The following is a 16,925-nucleotide window of genomic DNA, read 5'->3' as shown; positions in this document are numbered from 1 at the left end:
AACAAGCACGGGCGCGCCGCGACCTTCGAGCGCCTGTCCGAGCGCCAGGACCTGCGCGAACTCCTGGGGAATCCAGCCTCGGCGACCTTTGGTATAGCGGCATCCTCGGCGGCACGCCGGACGAGGCATGAAGCTCGCGATCCTCAGCGAGTCGCCCGCGGACGAGGCGGCGCTCAAGGTCCTCGTCGGCTACGTGCTCGGCCGCGATTTCGCGCTGATCACGCCCTCGCTGCGCGCGCGCGGCTGGCCGTCGGTCGAGCAGGTGCTGCCGCCGATCCTGCGCCACCTGCACTTCAACACCGATGCGCACGGCCTGGTCGTCGTGTGCGACTCCGACGATTCCCCGGTGCACACTGCGGAGCACGAGGCGCCGGGCTACCACCACCCGCTGTGCCGCATCTGCCGGCTCCGGGCGGCGTTCCGGCGCACGCTGAAGAACCTCCCGCCGGCGCACGGCCGGCGCGGTCCGCTGCGCGCCATCGGGCTCGCCGTGCCGGCGATCGAGGCGTGGCTGCTCTGCGGACGCGAGGCGGACGTCACGGAGGCGGCGTGGATGGCGGGGCAGGCGAGCGGCGTCGCGCCGTTCTCGCGCCGCGACCTCAAGGCCCGGGTCTACGGCACGACGCGCCCCTCGCTGCCGTGGGAGATCAAGCGCGCGCTCGAGGAGGTGACACGCCATCGCGGCGACGTGCGCCGGCTCGAGAACGATTTTCCCCACGGCTTCGGCGCGCTCGCGCGGGATTTGCGGGCGTGGGCGGAGCCGGTCCCGGCCAACGGCGGCGGCGACCGCCGTCCGGCCTAGCGGCGGGCGCGGCGGCGTTCCAACCACCGGCCGGGCGGGAGGACGGCGTTGGCCAGCGATGTCCACGCGACGACGGCGTGCCGTTCGGGTGAAAATCGTTGGACGCCCTCGGACGGAATGCGGCCGCCGTCAGGGCCGCTCCCCCGCGCCGGCAAACGCGCGCACCCGGAGGTCGGCTTCCGGCGGGGAGCGAGGCTCTGGAGAAGCGAGCCGGCCACGGACGCGATCTCGCCCCTCGCGGCCAGCGCAGGCTTGCGGCGAACACGGGCAGTCGCTCAGCTCTTGCCGCTCCCCAGAATGAAATCACCCCGTGTCTCGCTTGCGGCGCTGGTCACCGCCCAGGCCCAAGTCACCTTCAACGATTGCGCGGCGAAGTTCATGCTGATCGCGTTGGCGCAGCAGCTCGCGCAATCGACCGGCTGGGACGCCAAGGTGGTCGTCTTCCTGATCAGCGGCCTGCTCGTGCTGCCCTACATCGCCTTCGGCCCGGTGTGCGGGTGGCTCTCGGACCGGTTCTCGAAGCGCAGCGTCTTCAACGCCGCGCTGATCCTCCAGGTGGTCGTGGTCGGACTGCTGATCGCGGCGACGTGGCTGCAGTCCTTCGGCGGAGCGCTGTTTTGCTTCTTTCTCCTCTCGGTGCAGACGGCGGTGCTCTCGCCGGCGAAGCGCGGCATCATCCTGGAATACGTCGGCCCGGAGCAGCTCTCGCGCTTCGTCGGCTACATGGAGATGGCCAACATCAGCGCGATCCTCGCGGGCTCGTTCGCGGGCAGCGCGCTGTTCTCGCACTGGCTGGCGGGCGGCGCCGCGCCCTGGGCGGCGGCGCAGAACGTCGCACTCCTGCTCGGCGGCCTGTCGGTGCTGGCCTGGGCGTTCTTCCAGCTCACGCGGCCGACGCCGGCGCAGTCGCGCGAGCCGTTCTCAGGACGCCTGTGGGTGCGGCATTTCGCGGATGTGGCGGAAGTCTGGCGCGAGAAGCCGCTGTGGCGGGTGGCGATGGGCATCTGCTTTTTCTACGGCATGGGCGGCTACATCTCGCTGCTGCTGCCGCAGGTCGCGTTCGAGCAGCAGCACGGCGGCGCGATGACCGGGGCGGTGCAGGGCACGATGCTGCTGCTGGTCGGCGTCGGCACCGTGATCGGCAACATCTCCGCCGGCCTGTTCTCGCGACGCGGCATCGAGATGGGGCTGGCGCCGATCGGCGGCGTGCTGCTCTGCGGCTGCCTGGCGGCGCTCAGCATCGCCACGCCGCCGGCGTCGCTGGCGCCCGCGGCGCTGTGCCGGAGTCCGTTCACCGCGCTGCTCATCGGCGCCGGCTTCTCGTCGGGATTGTTCCTCGTGCCGCTGTATGCGTTCGTGCAGAAGAGTGCGGGCGACCACCGCCGCGGGCGCGTGCTTGCCGGGGTCAGCCTGCTCGACAGCTCGGTCGGCCTGGCGGCATCGGGCCTCTACGGGGTGCTGGCGGCCGACCGCGCGCTGGCGTTGTCGCCCGCAGCGCAGCTCGTGGTGCTGGCGGCGATCACCGCGGCGATGACCGTCTATGCGCTCTACCACCTGCCGCATCAGACGGTGTGCACGGTCATGCGCTTCTTCGGACCGTTCTTCTACCGGGTGAAGGCGCGCGGCCTGGAGAACATCCCCTCGAGCGGCGCGCTGCTGGTCTGCAACCACCTCAGCTACGTCGACGCGGTCGTGCTCCAGATCGCCTCGCCGCGCCCGATCCGCTTCGTGGCCTTCGCCGGCCTGGCCAAGAGCCGCGTCGTGCGCTACCTGTTCCGCGCCGCCGGCGTCATCCCGGTCGCGCCGGACAAGCCGATGAAGGGCATCCGCCTCGCGGTCGACGCCATCCAGGACGGCGAGCTGGTCTGCGTGTTCCCCGAGGGCGCGATCTCGCGCACCGGCCAGCTGATGCTGCTCAAGCGCGGCTTCGAGACCATCGCGCGGCAGGCGCACGCGCCGGTCGTGCCGGCGGTGATCGACGGCCTGTGGGGCTCGGTGTTTTCCTTCGCCGGCAACAAATACCTCTGGAAGTCGCCGCGCCTGATGCCGACGCACGTCTGCGTGCTCTTCGGCCAGACGATCCCGCCGGCGGAGATCAGCGTCGCGACCGCCCGCCGCGCGCTGCTCGACCTCGGCGAGGAGGCGTTCCAGGAGCGCCCGTCGCTCAAGCGCCATGTCGCCCGCGAGTGCGTGCGCGCCTTGGCGAAGCGCCCGCGCCACATCGAGCTGATCGATCGCACCGCGGAGCGCCGGCCGGTCAAGGCCGCGCAGCTGCTCGCCGTCGCGGCTGCGATGTCGCGCTACATCCGCAAGCACATCCCCGAGCAGCGCGTCGGCATCGTGCTGCCGCCCGGCGCCGGCGCGCACATCGCCAACCTCGCCGTCGCCTGCGCCGGCAAGACGCCGGTGAACCTGAACTTCACCGTCGGCCGCGCCGCGGTCGAGGCGGCGCTGCGCATCGGCGAGATCAAGACCGTCATCAGCGCGGACGCCATGCGGGCGAAGATCCCGAACTTCCCCTTCCCGGAGAACACGCTCGACTTCAAGCAGACGGTCGAGGCGATGGGCGGCAAGAAGGCGATCCTGCCGTGGCTCGTCGCGGCCTACCTGCTGCCCAACCAGTGGATCGCCGACCTGCTCGGCCTGCCGCGCATGGGCGACCAGGCGGAGGCGGGCCTGCTCTTCACCAGCGGCAGCGCGGGCGAGCCGAAGGGCGTCGTGCTCACGCACCGCAACATCCTTTCGAACTGCGCCCAGATCTCCTCGCTCTCGATCCTGCCCGATTCGGCCACGATCATCGGCTGCCTGCCGGTGTTCCACTCCTTCGGCTTCACCGTCACGGTCTGGTATCCCATCCTGCGCGGCTGTCGCGTGGTGACGCTGCCGAGCCCGCTCGACACGCGGAAAATCGTCGAGGCCATCCATCAGGAAAAGGCCACGGTGATGGTCGGCGCGCCGACCTTCGTGCGGCCGTTCCTCAAAAAGGCGACGAAGGAGGAACTGGCCTCGCTCGACCTCGTCGTCACCGGCGCGGAGAAGCTGCCGATGGACCTCTACGAGGCATTCCTGCAGCAGTTCGGCATCGAGATCCTGCAGGGCTACGGCCTCACCGAGACGACGCCGGTGGCGAGCGTGAACCAGCACCATCCGCCCGTGACGACCTCGACCGCCGAGCACCAGGACGGCAAGCGCGCCGGCTCGGTCGGGCGGCTCATGCCCGGCATGACCGCGCGCATCGTCGACCCGGACACCGGCGCCGAGCTGCCGATGGACTCGACCGGCATGCTCTGGCTGAAGGGCGCGAACGTTTTCCCCGGCTACCTGAAGGACCCCGAGAAGACCGCGACGGCGCTGAAGGACGGGCAATGGTTCGTGACCGGCGACCTCGGGCGCCTCGACGAGGACGGCTTCCTCTACATCGAGGGCCGCCTCTCCCGCTTCTCCAAGATCGGCGGCGAGATGGTGCCGCACGGCACGATCGAGGCGCGCGTGGCGGAGCTGTTCGGCTGGGACCAGCACGAGGGTCCGACCGCCGTCGTCACCGGCGTGCCCGATCCGGCGAAGGGCGAGGCCCTGGTGTTGCTCACGACCGAGGAGGTCACGGCCGAGCAGGTTCGCGCCCGGTTGCTCGAGGCCGGCCTGCCCAATCTCTGGGTGCCGCGCATCATCCGCCGGGTGGAAAAGATCCCGATGCTCGGCACCGGCAAGACCGACCTGAAGGGCTGCCGCACGCTGGCGATCGAGCTGACCAAGGGCGCGCCGGAGAGCTGAGCGGCGGCCGGCACAGTGCCCCACCTTGACGGTCGCGGCGCTTGCGCCGTCCCGGGCGCGTGCGTATGCGTTGCCCTCCCATGAAGGAGAAATATGCCGCCGCCACCCGGGAACTGCAGCGCCGCCTCGGCGCGCGCGTGGACGTCTCGGACCAGGGACGCTTCGCCGCGTCGTTCGACAGCAGCAAGGTCTCGTTCCTGCCCGCGGCGGTGATCCGCCCCCGCGCGGAGGCGGACATCGGCGTCGTCCTCGCGCTGGCCAACCGGCACCGCGTGCCGGTGACGGTGCGCGGGCGCGGCACGACGCTCATGGGCTCGGCGGCGCCGGTGCGCGGCGGCTGGGTGGTCGACATGCTTGCGCTGAACAAGATCGCGATCGACGCCGACGCCGGCCTCGCCACCGCCCAGGCGGGCGCGACGACGCAGGCGATCCAGGAGGCGGCGGCGAAGCTCGGCTGGTTTTTCCCGCTCGATCCGTCCTCGAAGGCCTACTGCACCATCGGCGGCAACATCGCCTGCAACGCCGGCGGCATGCACGGCGGGAAATACGGCGTGACGCGCGACTTCGTCGTGGCGCTGCGCGGCTTCCTGCCCACCGGCGAGTTCGTGGAGTGGGGCACGGCGACGAAGAAGTTCTCCGCGGGCTTCAACCTGCGCGACCTCTGGATCGGCAGCGAGGGCATGCTCGGCATCGTCACCGGCGCCGTGCTCAAGCTCCTGCCGCAGCCGGCCGCGCGCTGGACGCTGCTGACGTCGTTCGCCGACGAGGTGACCGCGCTGCGGTCGGCCAAGGCGCTCTTCCGCCAGCGCGTGCTGCCCGCGATCTGCGAGTTCCTCGACCGCGAGAGCGTCGTCTGCGCCGAGCGCGCGATGCAGACCACGATCTTCCCCGGCCAGGCCGGCCGCCCGGTGATCCTGCTCGAGTTCGCCGGCGGCGCCGCCGAGATCGCGGACGTGAAGGCGACCGTGCTCGCCTGGGCGCAGGCGCACTCGCTCGGCTTCCGCGAGGCGCGGAGCCGCGAGGAGGCGGAGCAGCTCTGGGCCGTGCGCCGCAAGTGCTCCGGCGCGATGTTCGAGCTCGGCGACTCCAAGCTGAACGAGGACATCGTCGTCCCGATGCGCAGCTACGAGAAGTTCGCGCGCTTCCTCGCCGGCCTGAAGCGCCGCGCGAAGCTCGCCATCCCCACCTTCGGCCACCTCGCCGACGGCAATCTCCACGTGAACATCATGTATCACCGCGCCGACGCGGCCGAGGCGAAGCGCGCCGAGGACGCCGTGCAGGAGCTGATGGAGACCGTGGTCGCGCTCGGCGGCGCGATCTCCGGCGAGCACGGCATCGGCCTGGCCAAGACGCCGTTCCTGCGCCTCCAGCATTCGCCGGCGCAGGTGAAGGCGATGCAGGCGGTGAAACGCGCGCTCGATCCGCGCGGGATCTGCAACCCGGGGAAAATGTTCGAGCCCGTGCGCATCTGGAAATTCCCGAAGCTGCAGGTCGCGTTCCCCTGGGATCACAAGTGACGCTGCGGGCGGGCGCCCTGGCACGGCATCGCCGGCGGCCGCCCCGGTTTTCCCCGACGCGCGCCGTTCGTGCGACCTCAGTGGCTTTTCGCCTGCGCCGGCAGCGGCCAGCCGGGACCGCGCCCGCTCCAAGTCTGCTGCGCGAGCGGGATGTGGGCGACGTCGTTGAAGGCCTGGAGCTTCACGCTGCCGTCGGCGCGGAACTGGATGATCGTGATCGAGCAGTTGGCGATTTCCATCCGCGTCCAGCCGTGCGTGTCGGCGCCGAGCGCACGACAGACGAACCAGCGGATGACGTTGCCGTGGCAGGCGAGGATCTCGCTCCGGGCCGCGCCCTCGGCCGGCCGGGCGTAGCGCTGCCAGGCGCGCTCCAGCTGCGCCTCGGCGCCGGCGTCGATCTTCTCGGCGGCCAGGCCGGCGCCGGGCGGAGTGCACTCGTTGAGCGCGCCGTCGCGGGCGCAGGGCAGGCCGAGCTTCGCCGCGACGATGTCGCCGGTCTCGCGGGCGCGCGTGAACTCGCTGCTCGTGACGGCGGCGAACCGCACCGGCAGCGCGGCGAGATGGACGGCGAGGAGCTCGGCTTGCGCGCGCCCGGTGGCGTTGAGGCCCATGACGGTCTTCTCGTCGCCGTTCTTCACGGCCTCGTAGAAGCCGTGGCGCACGAGGTAGAGCGTCCGGGCGGCGGGCTCCGCGGACGCGCCGAAGAGAGCGGTGGACACGAGGAGCAGGCACGCGATCAGGGCGGGGAAGCGCATGGAGGAACTATGCCGCGCGCGATGGCCGCGAGGCGAGGGGATTTCTCCGGCGGGCGATGACGCATCGCGCCGCTTGCCTTCGTCCGCGTTCGCCCGTGCAATCCGCGGCGCATCCCATGTCCGACTCCGAGACCATCGTCATCCGCCCGTTCAACGCTGCCGACACGGTCGCGGTCGTGGAGCTGTGGCGCGCGTGCGGGCTGACGCGGCCGCAGAACGATCCGCACAAGGACATCGCCCGGAAGCTGCAGGTGAATCCCGAGTGGTTCCTCGTCGCCGCGCGCGGCAACGAGATCGTCGGCACCGTGATGGCGGGCTACGAGGGACACCGCGGCTGGATCAACTACCTCGGTGTCGCGCCCGCGCTCCAGCGCGGCGGGCTCGGGCGGCGCCTGATGACGGAGGCGGAGGCGCGGCTGCGCGCGGCCGGTTGCCCGAAGATCAATCTCCAGGTGCGCCCGGACAACACCGTCGCGATCGCGTTCTACGAGCGGATCGGATTCGCGGTCGAGGGCGCGATCAGCCTCGGCAAGCGCCTCGAGCGGGATTGAGGCGCGCCCCGGCGCCGGAGGTTTTCCGCCGTCAGGCGGCGACCGCCTCGTCCTCGCCCGCGCGCGGCCGGTTGCTGACGTTGTTGCCGTCGTCCGGGTGCAGGCGCCAGAACATGAGCGACGAAATGACCGTGAGGCTGCCGAGGACGAGGAAGGCCTTGTGCAGGGCCGGGATCAGCTGCGCGCGGTCGGATTGCGGCGTGCCGCCGAGGAACCACGCGGCGCAGAGCGAGGCGATCGCGACACCGAACGACAGCGCCATCATCTGCGCCGTGCTCGCGATGCTCGTGGCCATCGAGGCCTCGCGGTCGGGGATGTCGGCGTAGACGAGCGAGTTCATGCTCGTGAATTGCAGGGCGGAGAAGAAGCCCTGGGTGAACGCCAGCGCGAGGATCGCGGCCAGCGGCGTGTCGCCGTCCACGGTCGAGAAAATCATCATCGTGACGCCGAAGAGCACGGTGTTCGTGATCAGCACCTGCCGGTGGCCGAACCGCCCGAGGATGCGCTGGCTGATCATCTTCATCAGGATGGCGGCGAGCGCCTGCGGCATCGTCAGCAGGCCGGCCTGCCACGGCGCGTAACCGAGGCCGAGCTGGTAGAGCAGGGGCAGGAGGAACGGCATGCCGCCCACGCCGAGCCGGGTGATGATGCCGCCGAGCACGGCGACGTTGAAGGTCCGTGTCCGGAACAGCGCCAGCCTCAGCACGGGGTGCTCCTCGCGGCTCTCGTGCAACGCGTAGCCGCCGAGCAGCACCATGGCCACGGCGAGCATGAAGAGCACCGAGCCGGTCTGCATCGAATGCTCGCCGAACACCTCGAGCACGTAGGACAGCAGCGCGATGCCGCTGCCGAAGAGGAGGAAGCCGGTCCGGTCGAGCGCCGGCACCTGCGGGTCGCGGAAGTCCGGCATGTGGCGCTTCACCAGCCAGAGACCGAGCAAGCCGAACGGCAGGTTGAGGAAGAAGATCGTGCGCCACGGCAGCCAGTGGACGATGAGGCCGCCGACGAACGGCCCGAGCAGCGGGCCGATGAGCGCCGGGATGACGACGAAGTTCATCGCCGCCATCATCTCCGACTTGGGAAACGTCCGCACGAGCGCGATGCGCCCGACCGGCGTCATCATCGCGCCGCCGATGCCCTGGAGCACGCGCGCCGCGACCAGCATCGGGATGTTCACCGCCACGCCGCACAGCAGCGAGCCGAGGGAGAAGCACCACACCGCCCACGTGAACACGCGGCACGTGCCGAAGCGGTCCGACATCCACCCGCTGATCGGGATGAAGACGGCGAGGCACAGCGTGTAGCTCGTGAGCACCGACTTCAGGCTCAGCGGCGCGACCTGCAGGCTGGCGGCCATCGTCGGGACCGCGGTGTTGAGGATCGTCGCGTCGAGATTCTCCATGAACAGCGCGGTCGCGACGATCCAGGGCAGAAACCGTTTGGTCTCGGCGAGCCGGACTGGATCAAGCGCGTTGTTCACGCTGCCGAGCAAACGGGCGTTCCGCGCCGGCGCAAGCGAGGCGGACCGACAGTAGCCCGCTTAAACGGCCGGGCACTGAAGCCATCACTTGCGCTTCAAACGCTCCTGCGCGACCTCGGCGTCGGTCGGCTGGTCCTCCGGCGCCGCGTCCGCGCGGGCAAGCGTGAACAGCGGGCCCTCGTGCACCGCCACGGCGTCCTCCGGCGCGCCGCCGTCGGGTCCCAGTCCGGGCGGACCGAATCCCGGCGGACCGCCGAAGCCGTCGCGCCGGCCGTGGCCGGCCTTCTCGCTGAGGTAGAACACGTGCTCGTAGCGCTGCCAGTCCTCGCGGCTCACCGCGCTGGGCTGCGCGATGTGCGTGCGGAGCGTCCACGCCGTCCACCACTCGAGGCCGTGATGCGCGACGACCAGCGTCCGCTCCGGTCGCGCGAGCAGCGGCGCGAGGAGCGCAGCTCCGCCTGCTGCGCCGCGGTGATGACCGGGCGCGCGCCGCGCGCGGCGTAAAGCGCGCCGCTGCCGAGGGCGAACGCGAGCACGAGCCCGCCGGCGATGGCGCGCGGCAGGTCGCGCCGGGTCTGCGCCAGCAGGAACGCGGCCGCGAGCGCCGCCGGCACGAGGGCGATGAGCATCAGGCGCTGCGCCTTCTGCTCCTCGAAGAATCCACCCCCGAGGATCGCGGCGCTGACGCCGGCGGCGACGACGACGGCGAAATCCGCCGGCGGCAGCGTGCGCCGGCGGACGAGCGCGAGGGCCAGTGCGCCGAGTCCCACGCCGAGGAACAGCACACGGGGCAGACCGCGCAGCGCGCCGGGCCGGCCCGGGAACCCCGGCACTCCCAGCCCGGGCGGCGGACCGGGGCGAACCGGCGCCGTAGCGTTGGCCGCGTCGGACCGGAACTCGGCCGGAGCCAAGCCGGGCGGCGGGCCGAAGCCCGGTCCGCCCGGGCCGCGGCGGTCGCTCACGACCGACGAGGGCGCGGTGAGCGCGCGCCAGAGGCGCTGCACGCGCTCGGCGTCGTAGCGGGAGGTGATCGCCACCGCGCCGCCGAGCGTCGCGGCCCCGGCGAGCGCGACCAGCCCGATGCGCCGGCGGACGGGCGGCGGCGCGGTGACGGCCGCCGTCGCGACCAGCACGAGGAGAAACACCAGCGCGGCGCCGAGGACGCCGACATGGGTCAGGCCGAGCAGGGCGAGGCAGGCCACGGCGGCGGCGGCGCGGCCCGGACTCGGCGCGGCGAGAAACCCGTGGGCGGCGCACGCGGTCGCGGCGAGCCAGACGAGCGCGAGGGAGTTTTTCTGGAAATCGCCGGTCATCGACAGCGGGGCGGCGCTGGCGCAGACGACGGCGGCCGGGGCGAGCACGGCCAGCCAGGACGGCCGCGCGGCGTCGCGCTGCCAGCGGATCGCGAGCCACGCGACGGGGAGGGCGGCGAGCGGCGGCAGCACGGAGTCGGCGAGTTTCACCGCGAACACGATCGCGTCGTCCTGCGGCCAGCCGGTCAGCACCGCGATCGCGCGGGCGAGGCCGGCCTGGAGCCAGAAGGTCAGCGGCAGGTCGGGTATCCCCAGCCGTCCCGTCTCGAGCAGCGCGCGCGCTTGGACGAAGTAGTAGGCACCGTTCATGCCCGGCGCCAGCGGCGTGCCGAATTGCAGCCACGCGCGCGCGGCGATCGCTGCGGCGCAAACCCCGCCGACGAGCAGCAGGGAGGAACGCACGAAAGGACGGGACGAAGGGGCGCGGGCGCTGGATGTGGGCAAGGGGAGAAAAATCGTTCGCTCCCTCTGACGCCTGGAGCGGCGCGAGGTTGCAGCTCGCGCCGCGAATTTCCGTTCGTCCGGCGGGCCCGCGGCGGCGCCGTCCGCGCGGCGCCCGAGCCGACGGCGCGGCAAAACGCGAGGTTTTTCGGTGTGAATATCTTGTCCGCCCGCCGGTGTTTTTTCCGTTGCCCCGCCGAATGGCGACCGCTCACTTTTTCGGTTTCCGCTCAATGCATCTCCGCGCGCTTACGCTCCACGGTTTCAAGAGTTTCGCCGACAAGACGACCCTGAACTTCCAACCCGGGGTCACGGCCATCGTCGGCCCGAACGGCTGCGGAAAATCCAACATCGCGGACTCGATCCGCTGGGTGCTCGGCGAGCAGAGCGCGAAGGCGCTCCGCGGCGGCAAGATGCAGGACGTGATCTTCGAGGGCGCGGACACGCGCAAGCCGTCGCAGATCTGCGAGGTCGCGCTGCACCTGACCGAGTGCGAGAAGGCACTCGGCAGCGAATTCCACGAGATCGAGATCATGCGCCGCGTCCACCGCGACGGGCAGAGCGAGTATTTCTTCAACGGCCAGCCGTGCCGCCTGAAGGACATCCACAAGCTTTTCATGGACACCGGCATTGGCCGGACGAGCTACTCGATCATGGCCCAGGGCCAGATCGACCAGATCCTGTCCTCCAAGCCCGAGGAGCGCCGCGTGGTGTTCGAGGAGGCCGCGGGCATCACGAAATACAAGGCGCAGCGCCGCGAGGCGATGAACAAGCTCACGCTGACCGAGCAGAACCTCGCGCGCGTGTCCGACGTCATCAACGAGGTCGCCCGCCAGATCGGCTCGCTCCGCCGCCAGGCCGCGAAGGCCATGCGCTACAAGCGCCTCAGCTTCCGCCTCCGCCACCTCGCCCTCGCGCACGGCAACTACCACTGGCGCCAGCTCTCCACCGCGCTCGCCGACCTCGAGGGCCGCGTCAGCGGCCTGCGCGGCGAGGCCGACACGCGCCGCAGCACGCTCGAGGAGCGCACCCGCGCGCTCGACGAGCGCAAGGCGCACCGCTCCGCGCTCATGCAGCGCGTGCAGGACGCCCAGCAGGCGGTCTTCGACCTGCGCTCGCAGCGTGAGCAGGCGGACAACGCCGCCAACATGGCGCACGTGAAGCGCCAGGGCCTCGCCGAGCGCCTCGCCTCGGCCAACGAGGATCTCGGCGAGCTGGAGATGCAGATCCGCGAACTTGCCTCGCAGGTCGACACCGGCGCGCAGGACAAGCAGATGCAGCTCTCGCTGCTCGGCAGCTCCGACGCGGTGTTCCAGGAGCGGAACCGCGAGCTGGCGGTCCTCGAGGGCGAGCTCACGCGCGTCGAGCAGGCGCTCGGCCAGGACAAGTTTCACCTGCTGCAGCTCGAGAGCGCCGTCGCGCGCCATATCACCGAGAGCTCCTCGCTCGAGGTCGACGCCCGCACCAGCCAGCACAAATACGACCAGGTCGCCGCCGACCTCGAGGAGGTCCGCCGCAACGTCGAGGCCGCCGCGCAGGCGCTGAACGAGGCGCGCACGCGCGTCGAGGAGGCCCGCGCCGAGCAGAGCCGCCAGAACAACGAGGCGCAGGCCGCGCAGGTGGCGCTCCAGCAGGCGACGCAGAATTTCCGCGAGGGCCAGCGCAAGCTGCAGGAGATCGACCGCAATCTCGCGCAGAAGACCGCGCGCCTGAAGCTGCTCCAGCAGCTCCACGAGAAGTGGGAGGGTTTCGGCGAGGGCGCGAAGGCGATCCTCCAGGGCCGTTTCTCGGCGCTGTTCGGCGAGCAGAAATTCGTCCCCATCACGCAGGGCCTGGAAGTGCGCGCCGAATACGCGAAGGCGGTCGAGGCGCTGCTCGGCTCGTCGGTGGAGGCGATCTCGGTCGCCGACGTCGACACCGCGAAGAAGATCCTCGCCCAGCTCGAAACCGACCAGATCGGCAGCGTGTGCCTGCAGGTGCCCGGCTTCGCCAACGGCGCCGCCAACGGCGAACTGCCCGCGGGCCTCAAGCCGGCGACGGACGCGGTGGCCAATCTCGAGGCGACGCACCCGGCCGCGGCCCTGTTGTCCGCGTGCTACGTCGCCGACGACCTCGCGGCCTTCCTCGAATACTGGAAGACCAACCCCGCGTTCGGCTTCCTCATGGTCGCGACGCCGAAGGGCGACCTCGTCGACCGCCGCGGCCTGATCTACGGCGGCCACCACAAGAAGCCGGCCAACTCGATCGTGCAGCGCGAAGTCGACCTGCGCGAGACGGGCAAGGCGGTCGTGACCGAGCAGGCCGCCCACGACGAGCAGAAGGCGCTGATCGAGAAGCTGAACGCCGCGCTCGCCGAGGCGGAGCAGAACCTCGAGCAGAAGCGCAAGGACGTCCTCGCCGCGTCGCAGCACGCCGCCGCGCTCCACACCGAGGAGAAGAACGCCCAGCGCGCGCACGACGAGGCGGCGAACCGCCTCGGGCGCATGCAGAACGAGCTCGGCAATCTCCAGCGCGACCACCAGGAGGCGCTCGCCCGCCACGCCAAGGCGCAGGCGCAGCTCGCCGAGGCCCAGGCCGAGGTCGAGGCGCAGAAGCAGAAGATCGCCCAGACCGAGGCCGAGATTTCCGGCAAGCGCGCCGAGCGCGACCAGAAGAAGGAAGCCCTCGCCCAGGCTCGCCTCGAGCTTGCCGAGCGCCGCCAGAAGGTCGAGGTGCTCGACCGCGGCCTCTCCGAGATGGAGCGCCGCCGCGTCCAGCTCGCCGACCTGCACGACGAGCGCCAGATCGAGATCGAGTCCTGGACCGAGCAGATTTCCCAGCTCGAGAGCGAGTCGGCCGGCCAGCGCGCGCGCGCCGAGGAAATCGCCACCACGCTCGCGGTCGCGCAGCAGAACGTCGAATCCGTCCGCAACGAGCTCACCACGATCGAATCCGAGATCAACGGCGTCGAGTCGGGCATGAGCTCGATCCGCACCGAGGCGGAGAGCGCGATGTCCGAACTCTCCCGCACCGAGGTCAAGGTCGCCGAGACGCGCGCCCGGGTGCAGTTCCTCGTCGAGGAGGTGACGCACGAGTTCCAGACCGATGTCTCGACGCTCGATTGGAAGCAGCTGCTCTGGCACGCCGACGACGAGCCCGAGGGGATGAAGGATCTCGACCTCGACGAAGAGGACGAGAACGCGGCCCCGAAGCCGGAGGACGGCGCACCGCCCAAGGCGTTGCCCGCCGCCGCTCCGGCCGAGCCGGTCGTGGCCGCCGAGACCGGGGCCGTTGTCTCCCCCGGCGCCGAAGGCGCTGCGCCGGCCGCCGAAGCGGCCGCGAAAACCGCCCGCCGCCGCAAGAAGAAGGAGAAGGGCGAGGCGACCGAGGCCGATCTCGCGGCGCTCGAGCAGACCGACTGGACCGCGGTCAAGTCCGAGGTCGACGCCCTGCGCCAGCGCCTCGGCTCGATGGGCGCGGTCAATCTCGTGGCGATCGAGGAATACTCGGAGCTGAAACAGCGCTACGAGTTCCTCAAGACCCAGGTCGACGACCTGACGAACGCGAAGGCGGCGCTGCTCAAGGCGATCGACGACATCAACCACACCTCGCTCGAGCAGTTCAAGGTCACCTTCGAGCAGATCCGCAAGAACTTCGCCTACACCTTCAACATCCTGTTCGGCGGCGGCCGCGCGGAGATCGAGCTCGTCACGGCCGAGGATCCGCTCGAGAGCGGCATCGAGATCGTGGCGCAGCCCCCGGGCACGAAGCTGAAGGGCATCACGCTCCTCTCCGGCGGCCAGAAGACGCTCACCGCCGTCGCGCTGCTCTTCGCGCTCTACATGGTGAAGCCGTCGCCGTTCTGCTTGCTCGACGAGCTCGACGCGCCGCTCGACGAGTCGAACATCCACCGCTTCACGAACCTGCTGAAGCAATTCGTCGACAGCTCGCAGTTCATCATCATCACGCACAACAAGAGCACCATCGCCGCGGCGGACGCGATCTACGGCGTCACCATGCAGGAGCGCGGCGTGTCGCGCACGCTCTCGATGAAGTTCGACAAGGTCAGCGGCGAGGCCGAGGCCTTGCCGACGACCGTCGCCGACGCCGTGCGCAACGCCAAGCCGCGCCCGGTCGAGGCGTAAGGCGCGCCCGCGCCGCGGCCGCGGCTCCCGCTCTTGCCCCGAGCCCGCGGTGCCGCGGGCTTTTTGCGCGCGGGCGGCGCGGCGCGGGGGCGGCCGCACACCCCGCTTGCCGTTTGCGGGGCTTCCTGTATCACCGCCGAGAGATGCCGAACCAACCGGTGGGACGAGTCACCATTCACGATGTCGCGAAGGCCGCGGGCGTCTCGACGTCGACGGTCTCCCTCGTGCTCAACGGCAAGCTCGACCGCATGCGCCCCGACACCTCGGAGCGCGTGCTGAAGGCGGTGGCGGACCTGGGCTACTCGACCAACGAGATGGCCCGCGCGCTGAAGACCGGTTACGTGCCGACCATCGGGCTCGTCGTGCCGACGGTGGCCAATCCCTTCTGGGGCGAGTTCGCGCGCTGCGTCGAGCACGCGGCGATGGCGAAGAATTACCAGGTGCTGCTCTGCAACGCCGAGGGCGCGCCGGAACGGGAGCAGCGCTACGTCGAGTCGATGCTCGCGCGCGGCATCCGGGGCGTGATCCTCGGCTCGTCGCCGCTCTCCCTGCGGCACATCGCCGGCGTGGCGAAGCGCGGCCTGCAGATCGTGGCCTTCGACCGGCTGACGCTCAACGACGCCGGCCTCGAGCTCGACAGCGTGCGCGTCGACAACGGCCTCGGGGCGAAGCTCGCCCTCGAGCACCTGCTCGCGCTCGGGCACCGCCGCATCGCCTTCGTCTCCGGCCCCATTTCCTCCGCCAACCGCCGCGACCGCCTCGAGGGCTACCGCGCGACGCTCCGCGCGGCCGGCATCACGCCCGAGACGCGCCTCGAGTGGACGGAGAACGCCACCGCCAGCGACGAGGAGGAGATCGTCACGGAAATCGGCCGCGCCGCGGCGGTGTCGCTGTTGCGGCGGCCGGAGCCGCCCACGGCCTTCTTTGCCGTGAACGACATGACCGCCGTCGGCGTCTACGCCGGCTGCCGCGAACTCGGCCTCTCGATCCCGCACGACATCTCCGTCGTGGGCTTCGACGATATCCATCTTTGTCGGATCATGAATCCGCCTATCACCACCGTGCGGCAGCCGCTCGAGTCCCTCATGCAGTCGGCGGTGGATCTGCTCATCGCGCGCATGGAGCGCGAGAAGGGTGGGGCGCGACAGCACCTGACCCTCACGCCGCAACTGATCGTGCGCGAATCCACCGGACCGGCACGCGGGGAGTGATCGCACGGCGCTATTTTCTCTTGAAACGGCGCCTAAGTAGCAGGCGGGTAATTGAAAGAGATGGTTTCGGCGGGCTCGGACGAAGAAAAGTCAATCGTTACACTAAAACGTTTGACTGACCTCTCGGAATTTCTCAACTTCGCCCGCATCTCGGCGGAGCCTCGGCCCGCTGCCACCCCTTTCACCCCTTCCTCTCATGCTGGAATTCAAAGGCAAAACCGCGCTCGTGACCGGCGGCGCACGTGACATCGGCCGGGCCACTTCGGTGCGTCTGGCGCAGCTCGGCGCGACGGTCGTCGTCAACTACCGGGGCAACCGCGAATCCGCGGAAGAGACCCTCCGCCAGATCGGCGCCGTCGGCGGCCACGGCGTGCTCGCGCAGGGAGATATCACCGTGGCGGCGGACGTCGCGCGGGTCGTCGAGACCGCCGGTCACGCCGGCAACGGGCGCATCGACGTGCTGGTGAACCTCGCCGGGGGCCTGGTGGCGCGCAAGGCGATCGCGGACATGGACGAGGCGTTCTGGGACCAGGTCATCGCGCTCAACCTGAAGAGCGTCTTTCTGGTCACCAAGGCCGCGCTGCCGCTCCTGCCCGATGGCGCGGCGATCGTGAACGTCTCCTCGCAGGCCGCGCGCGACGGCGGCGGCCCGGGCGCGAGCGCCTACGCGACGGCGAAGGCGGGCGTCTCGAATTTCACGCGCGCGATGGCCAAGGAGCTCGCGCCGCGGCGCATCCGCGTCAACTGCGTGTCGCCGGGCATGATCGCGACGCAGTTCCACGACACCTTCACCAAGCCCGAGGTCCGCCAGCGCGTCGCCGGCATGACGCCGCTCGGCCGCGAGGGCCGGGCGGAGGAGGTCGCGGACGCGATCACCTACCTCGCGTCGGAGCGCGCGTCGTTCATCAACGGCGAGTCGCTCGAGATCAACGGCGGCATCTTCTTCGCCTGAGGTCCGCC

The 16,925-nt window shown here is 70.7% G+C and carries 11 protein-coding genes; 7 read left to right on the top strand and 4 right to left on the bottom strand.

The window, feature by feature from the left end:
• Positions 1–127: 127 nt before the first annotated feature.
• The 3 genes from ACMYLB_RS15115 to ACMYLB_RS15105 all read left to right on the top strand — a co-directional run bounded on the left by ACMYLB_RS15115 (position 128) and on the right by ACMYLB_RS15105 (position 6,090).
• The gene (locus ACMYLB_RS15115; protein WP_415907801.1) at positions 128–802 is read left to right on the top strand and encodes a hypothetical protein; all 675 of its coding nucleotides are present in this window, start codon (positions 128–130) and stop codon (positions 800–802) included.
• A 297-nt stretch (positions 803–1,099) separates the two neighbouring features.
• On the top strand, positions 1,100–4,573 hold the full coding sequence (locus ACMYLB_RS15110; RefSeq protein ID WP_415907800.1) for an MFS transporter: 3,474 nt from the start codon (positions 1,100–1,102) through the stop codon (positions 4,571–4,573).
• A gap of 80 nt (positions 4,574–4,653) precedes the next feature.
• Entirely contained in the window at positions 4,654–6,090 is a 1,437-nt protein-coding gene (locus ACMYLB_RS15105) for an FAD-binding oxidoreductase (RefSeq protein ID WP_415907799.1), read from the top strand.
• Between the two features lie 77 nt (positions 6,091–6,167).
• On the opposite strand, the gene ACMYLB_RS15100 is transcribed toward ACMYLB_RS15105, so the two are convergent.
• Complete coding sequence (locus tag ACMYLB_RS15100) at positions 6,168–6,845, bottom strand: histidine phosphatase family protein (protein ID WP_415907798.1); 678 nt, start codon at positions 6,843–6,845, stop codon at positions 6,168–6,170.
• Between the two features lie 116 nt (positions 6,846–6,961).
• On the opposite strand from ACMYLB_RS15100, the gene ACMYLB_RS15095 reads away from it, so the two are divergent.
• On the top strand, positions 6,962–7,396 hold the full coding sequence (locus ACMYLB_RS15095; RefSeq protein WP_415907797.1) for a GNAT family acetyltransferase: 435 nt from the start codon (positions 6,962–6,964) through the stop codon (positions 7,394–7,396).
• A gap of 31 nt (positions 7,397–7,427) precedes the next feature.
• On the opposite strand, the gene ACMYLB_RS15090 is transcribed toward ACMYLB_RS15095, so the two are convergent.
• The 3 genes from ACMYLB_RS15090 to ACMYLB_RS15080 form a co-directional block, all read right to left on the bottom strand.
• A complete protein-coding gene (locus ACMYLB_RS15090; RefSeq protein WP_415911095.1) occupies positions 7,428–8,798 on the bottom strand; it encodes a DHA2 family efflux MFS transporter permease subunit in 1,371 nt (456 codons plus the stop codon).
• A 162-nt stretch (positions 8,799–8,960) separates the two neighbouring features.
• Positions 8,961–9,212, bottom strand: coding sequence for a hypothetical protein (locus ACMYLB_RS15085; RefSeq protein WP_415907796.1), 252 nt, complete (start codon positions 9,210–9,212; stop codon positions 8,961–8,963).
• On the bottom strand, positions 9,209–10,591 hold the full coding sequence (locus ACMYLB_RS15080) for a hypothetical protein (RefSeq protein WP_415907795.1): 1,383 nt from the start codon (positions 10,589–10,591) through the stop codon (positions 9,209–9,211). The genes ACMYLB_RS15085 and ACMYLB_RS15080 overlap by 4 nt, the downstream gene beginning before the upstream one ends.
• 272 nt (positions 10,592–10,863) lie before the next feature.
• On the opposite strand from ACMYLB_RS15080, the gene smc reads away from it, so the two are divergent.
• The 3 genes from smc (at position 10,864) to ACMYLB_RS15065 (ending at position 16,917) form a co-directional block, all read left to right on the top strand.
• The gene (gene smc / locus ACMYLB_RS15075; RefSeq protein WP_415907794.1) at positions 10,864–14,754 is read left to right on the top strand and encodes a chromosome segregation protein SMC; all 3,891 of its coding nucleotides are present in this window, start codon (positions 10,864–10,866) and stop codon (positions 14,752–14,754) included.
• Positions 14,755–14,897: 143 nt separating this feature from the next.
• On the top strand, positions 14,898–15,965 hold the full coding sequence (locus tag ACMYLB_RS15070; protein WP_415907793.1) for a LacI family DNA-binding transcriptional regulator: 1,068 nt from the start codon (positions 14,898–14,900) through the stop codon (positions 15,963–15,965).
• 196 nt (positions 15,966–16,161) lie between these two features.
• Entirely contained in the window at positions 16,162–16,917 is a 756-nt protein-coding gene (locus tag ACMYLB_RS15065) for an SDR family NAD(P)-dependent oxidoreductase (RefSeq protein ID WP_415907792.1), read from the top strand.
• The last annotated feature ends 8 nt before the right edge of the window (positions 16,918–16,925 follow it).

This window comes from Oleiharenicola sp. Vm1 (assembly GCF_047777955.1).
Classification (GTDB): domain Bacteria; phylum Verrucomicrobiota; class Verrucomicrobiia; order Opitutales; family Opitutaceae; genus Didemnitutus.
The sequence above is the reverse complement of the archived record's forward strand: the minus strand, read 5'-3'. Positions and strand labels throughout refer to the sequence as shown.

Bases quoted from the DNA above. Each gene is read 5' to 3' on its own strand.
- ACMYLB_RS15090 (WP_415911095.1), bottom strand. From the start codon at position 8,798: ATGGAGAATCTCGACGCGACGATCCTCAACACCGCGGTCCCGACGATG.
- ACMYLB_RS15100 (WP_415907798.1), bottom strand. From the start codon at position 6,845: ATGCGCTTCCCCGCCCTGATCGCGTGCCTGCTCCTCGTGTCCACCGCT.
- ACMYLB_RS15105 (WP_415907799.1), top strand. From the start codon at position 4,654: ATGAAGGAGAAATATGCCGCCGCCACCCGGGAACTGCAGCGCCGCCTC.
- smc (WP_415907794.1), top strand. From the start codon at position 10,864: ATGCATCTCCGCGCGCTTACGCTCCACGGTTTCAAGAGTTTCGCCGAC.
- ACMYLB_RS15065 (WP_415907792.1), top strand. From the start codon at position 16,162: ATGCTGGAATTCAAAGGCAAAACCGCGCTCGTGACCGGCGGCGCACGT.
- ACMYLB_RS15095 (WP_415907797.1), top strand. From the start codon at position 6,962: ATGTCCGACTCCGAGACCATCGTCATCCGCCCGTTCAACGCTGCCGAC.
- ACMYLB_RS15110 (WP_415907800.1), top strand. From the start codon at position 1,100: ATGAAATCACCCCGTGTCTCGCTTGCGGCGCTGGTCACCGCCCAGGCC.
- ACMYLB_RS15115 (WP_415907801.1), top strand. From the start codon at position 128: ATGAAGCTCGCGATCCTCAGCGAGTCGCCCGCGGACGAGGCGGCGCTC.
- ACMYLB_RS15070 (WP_415907793.1), top strand. From the start codon at position 14,898: ATGCCGAACCAACCGGTGGGACGAGTCACCATTCACGATGTCGCGAAG.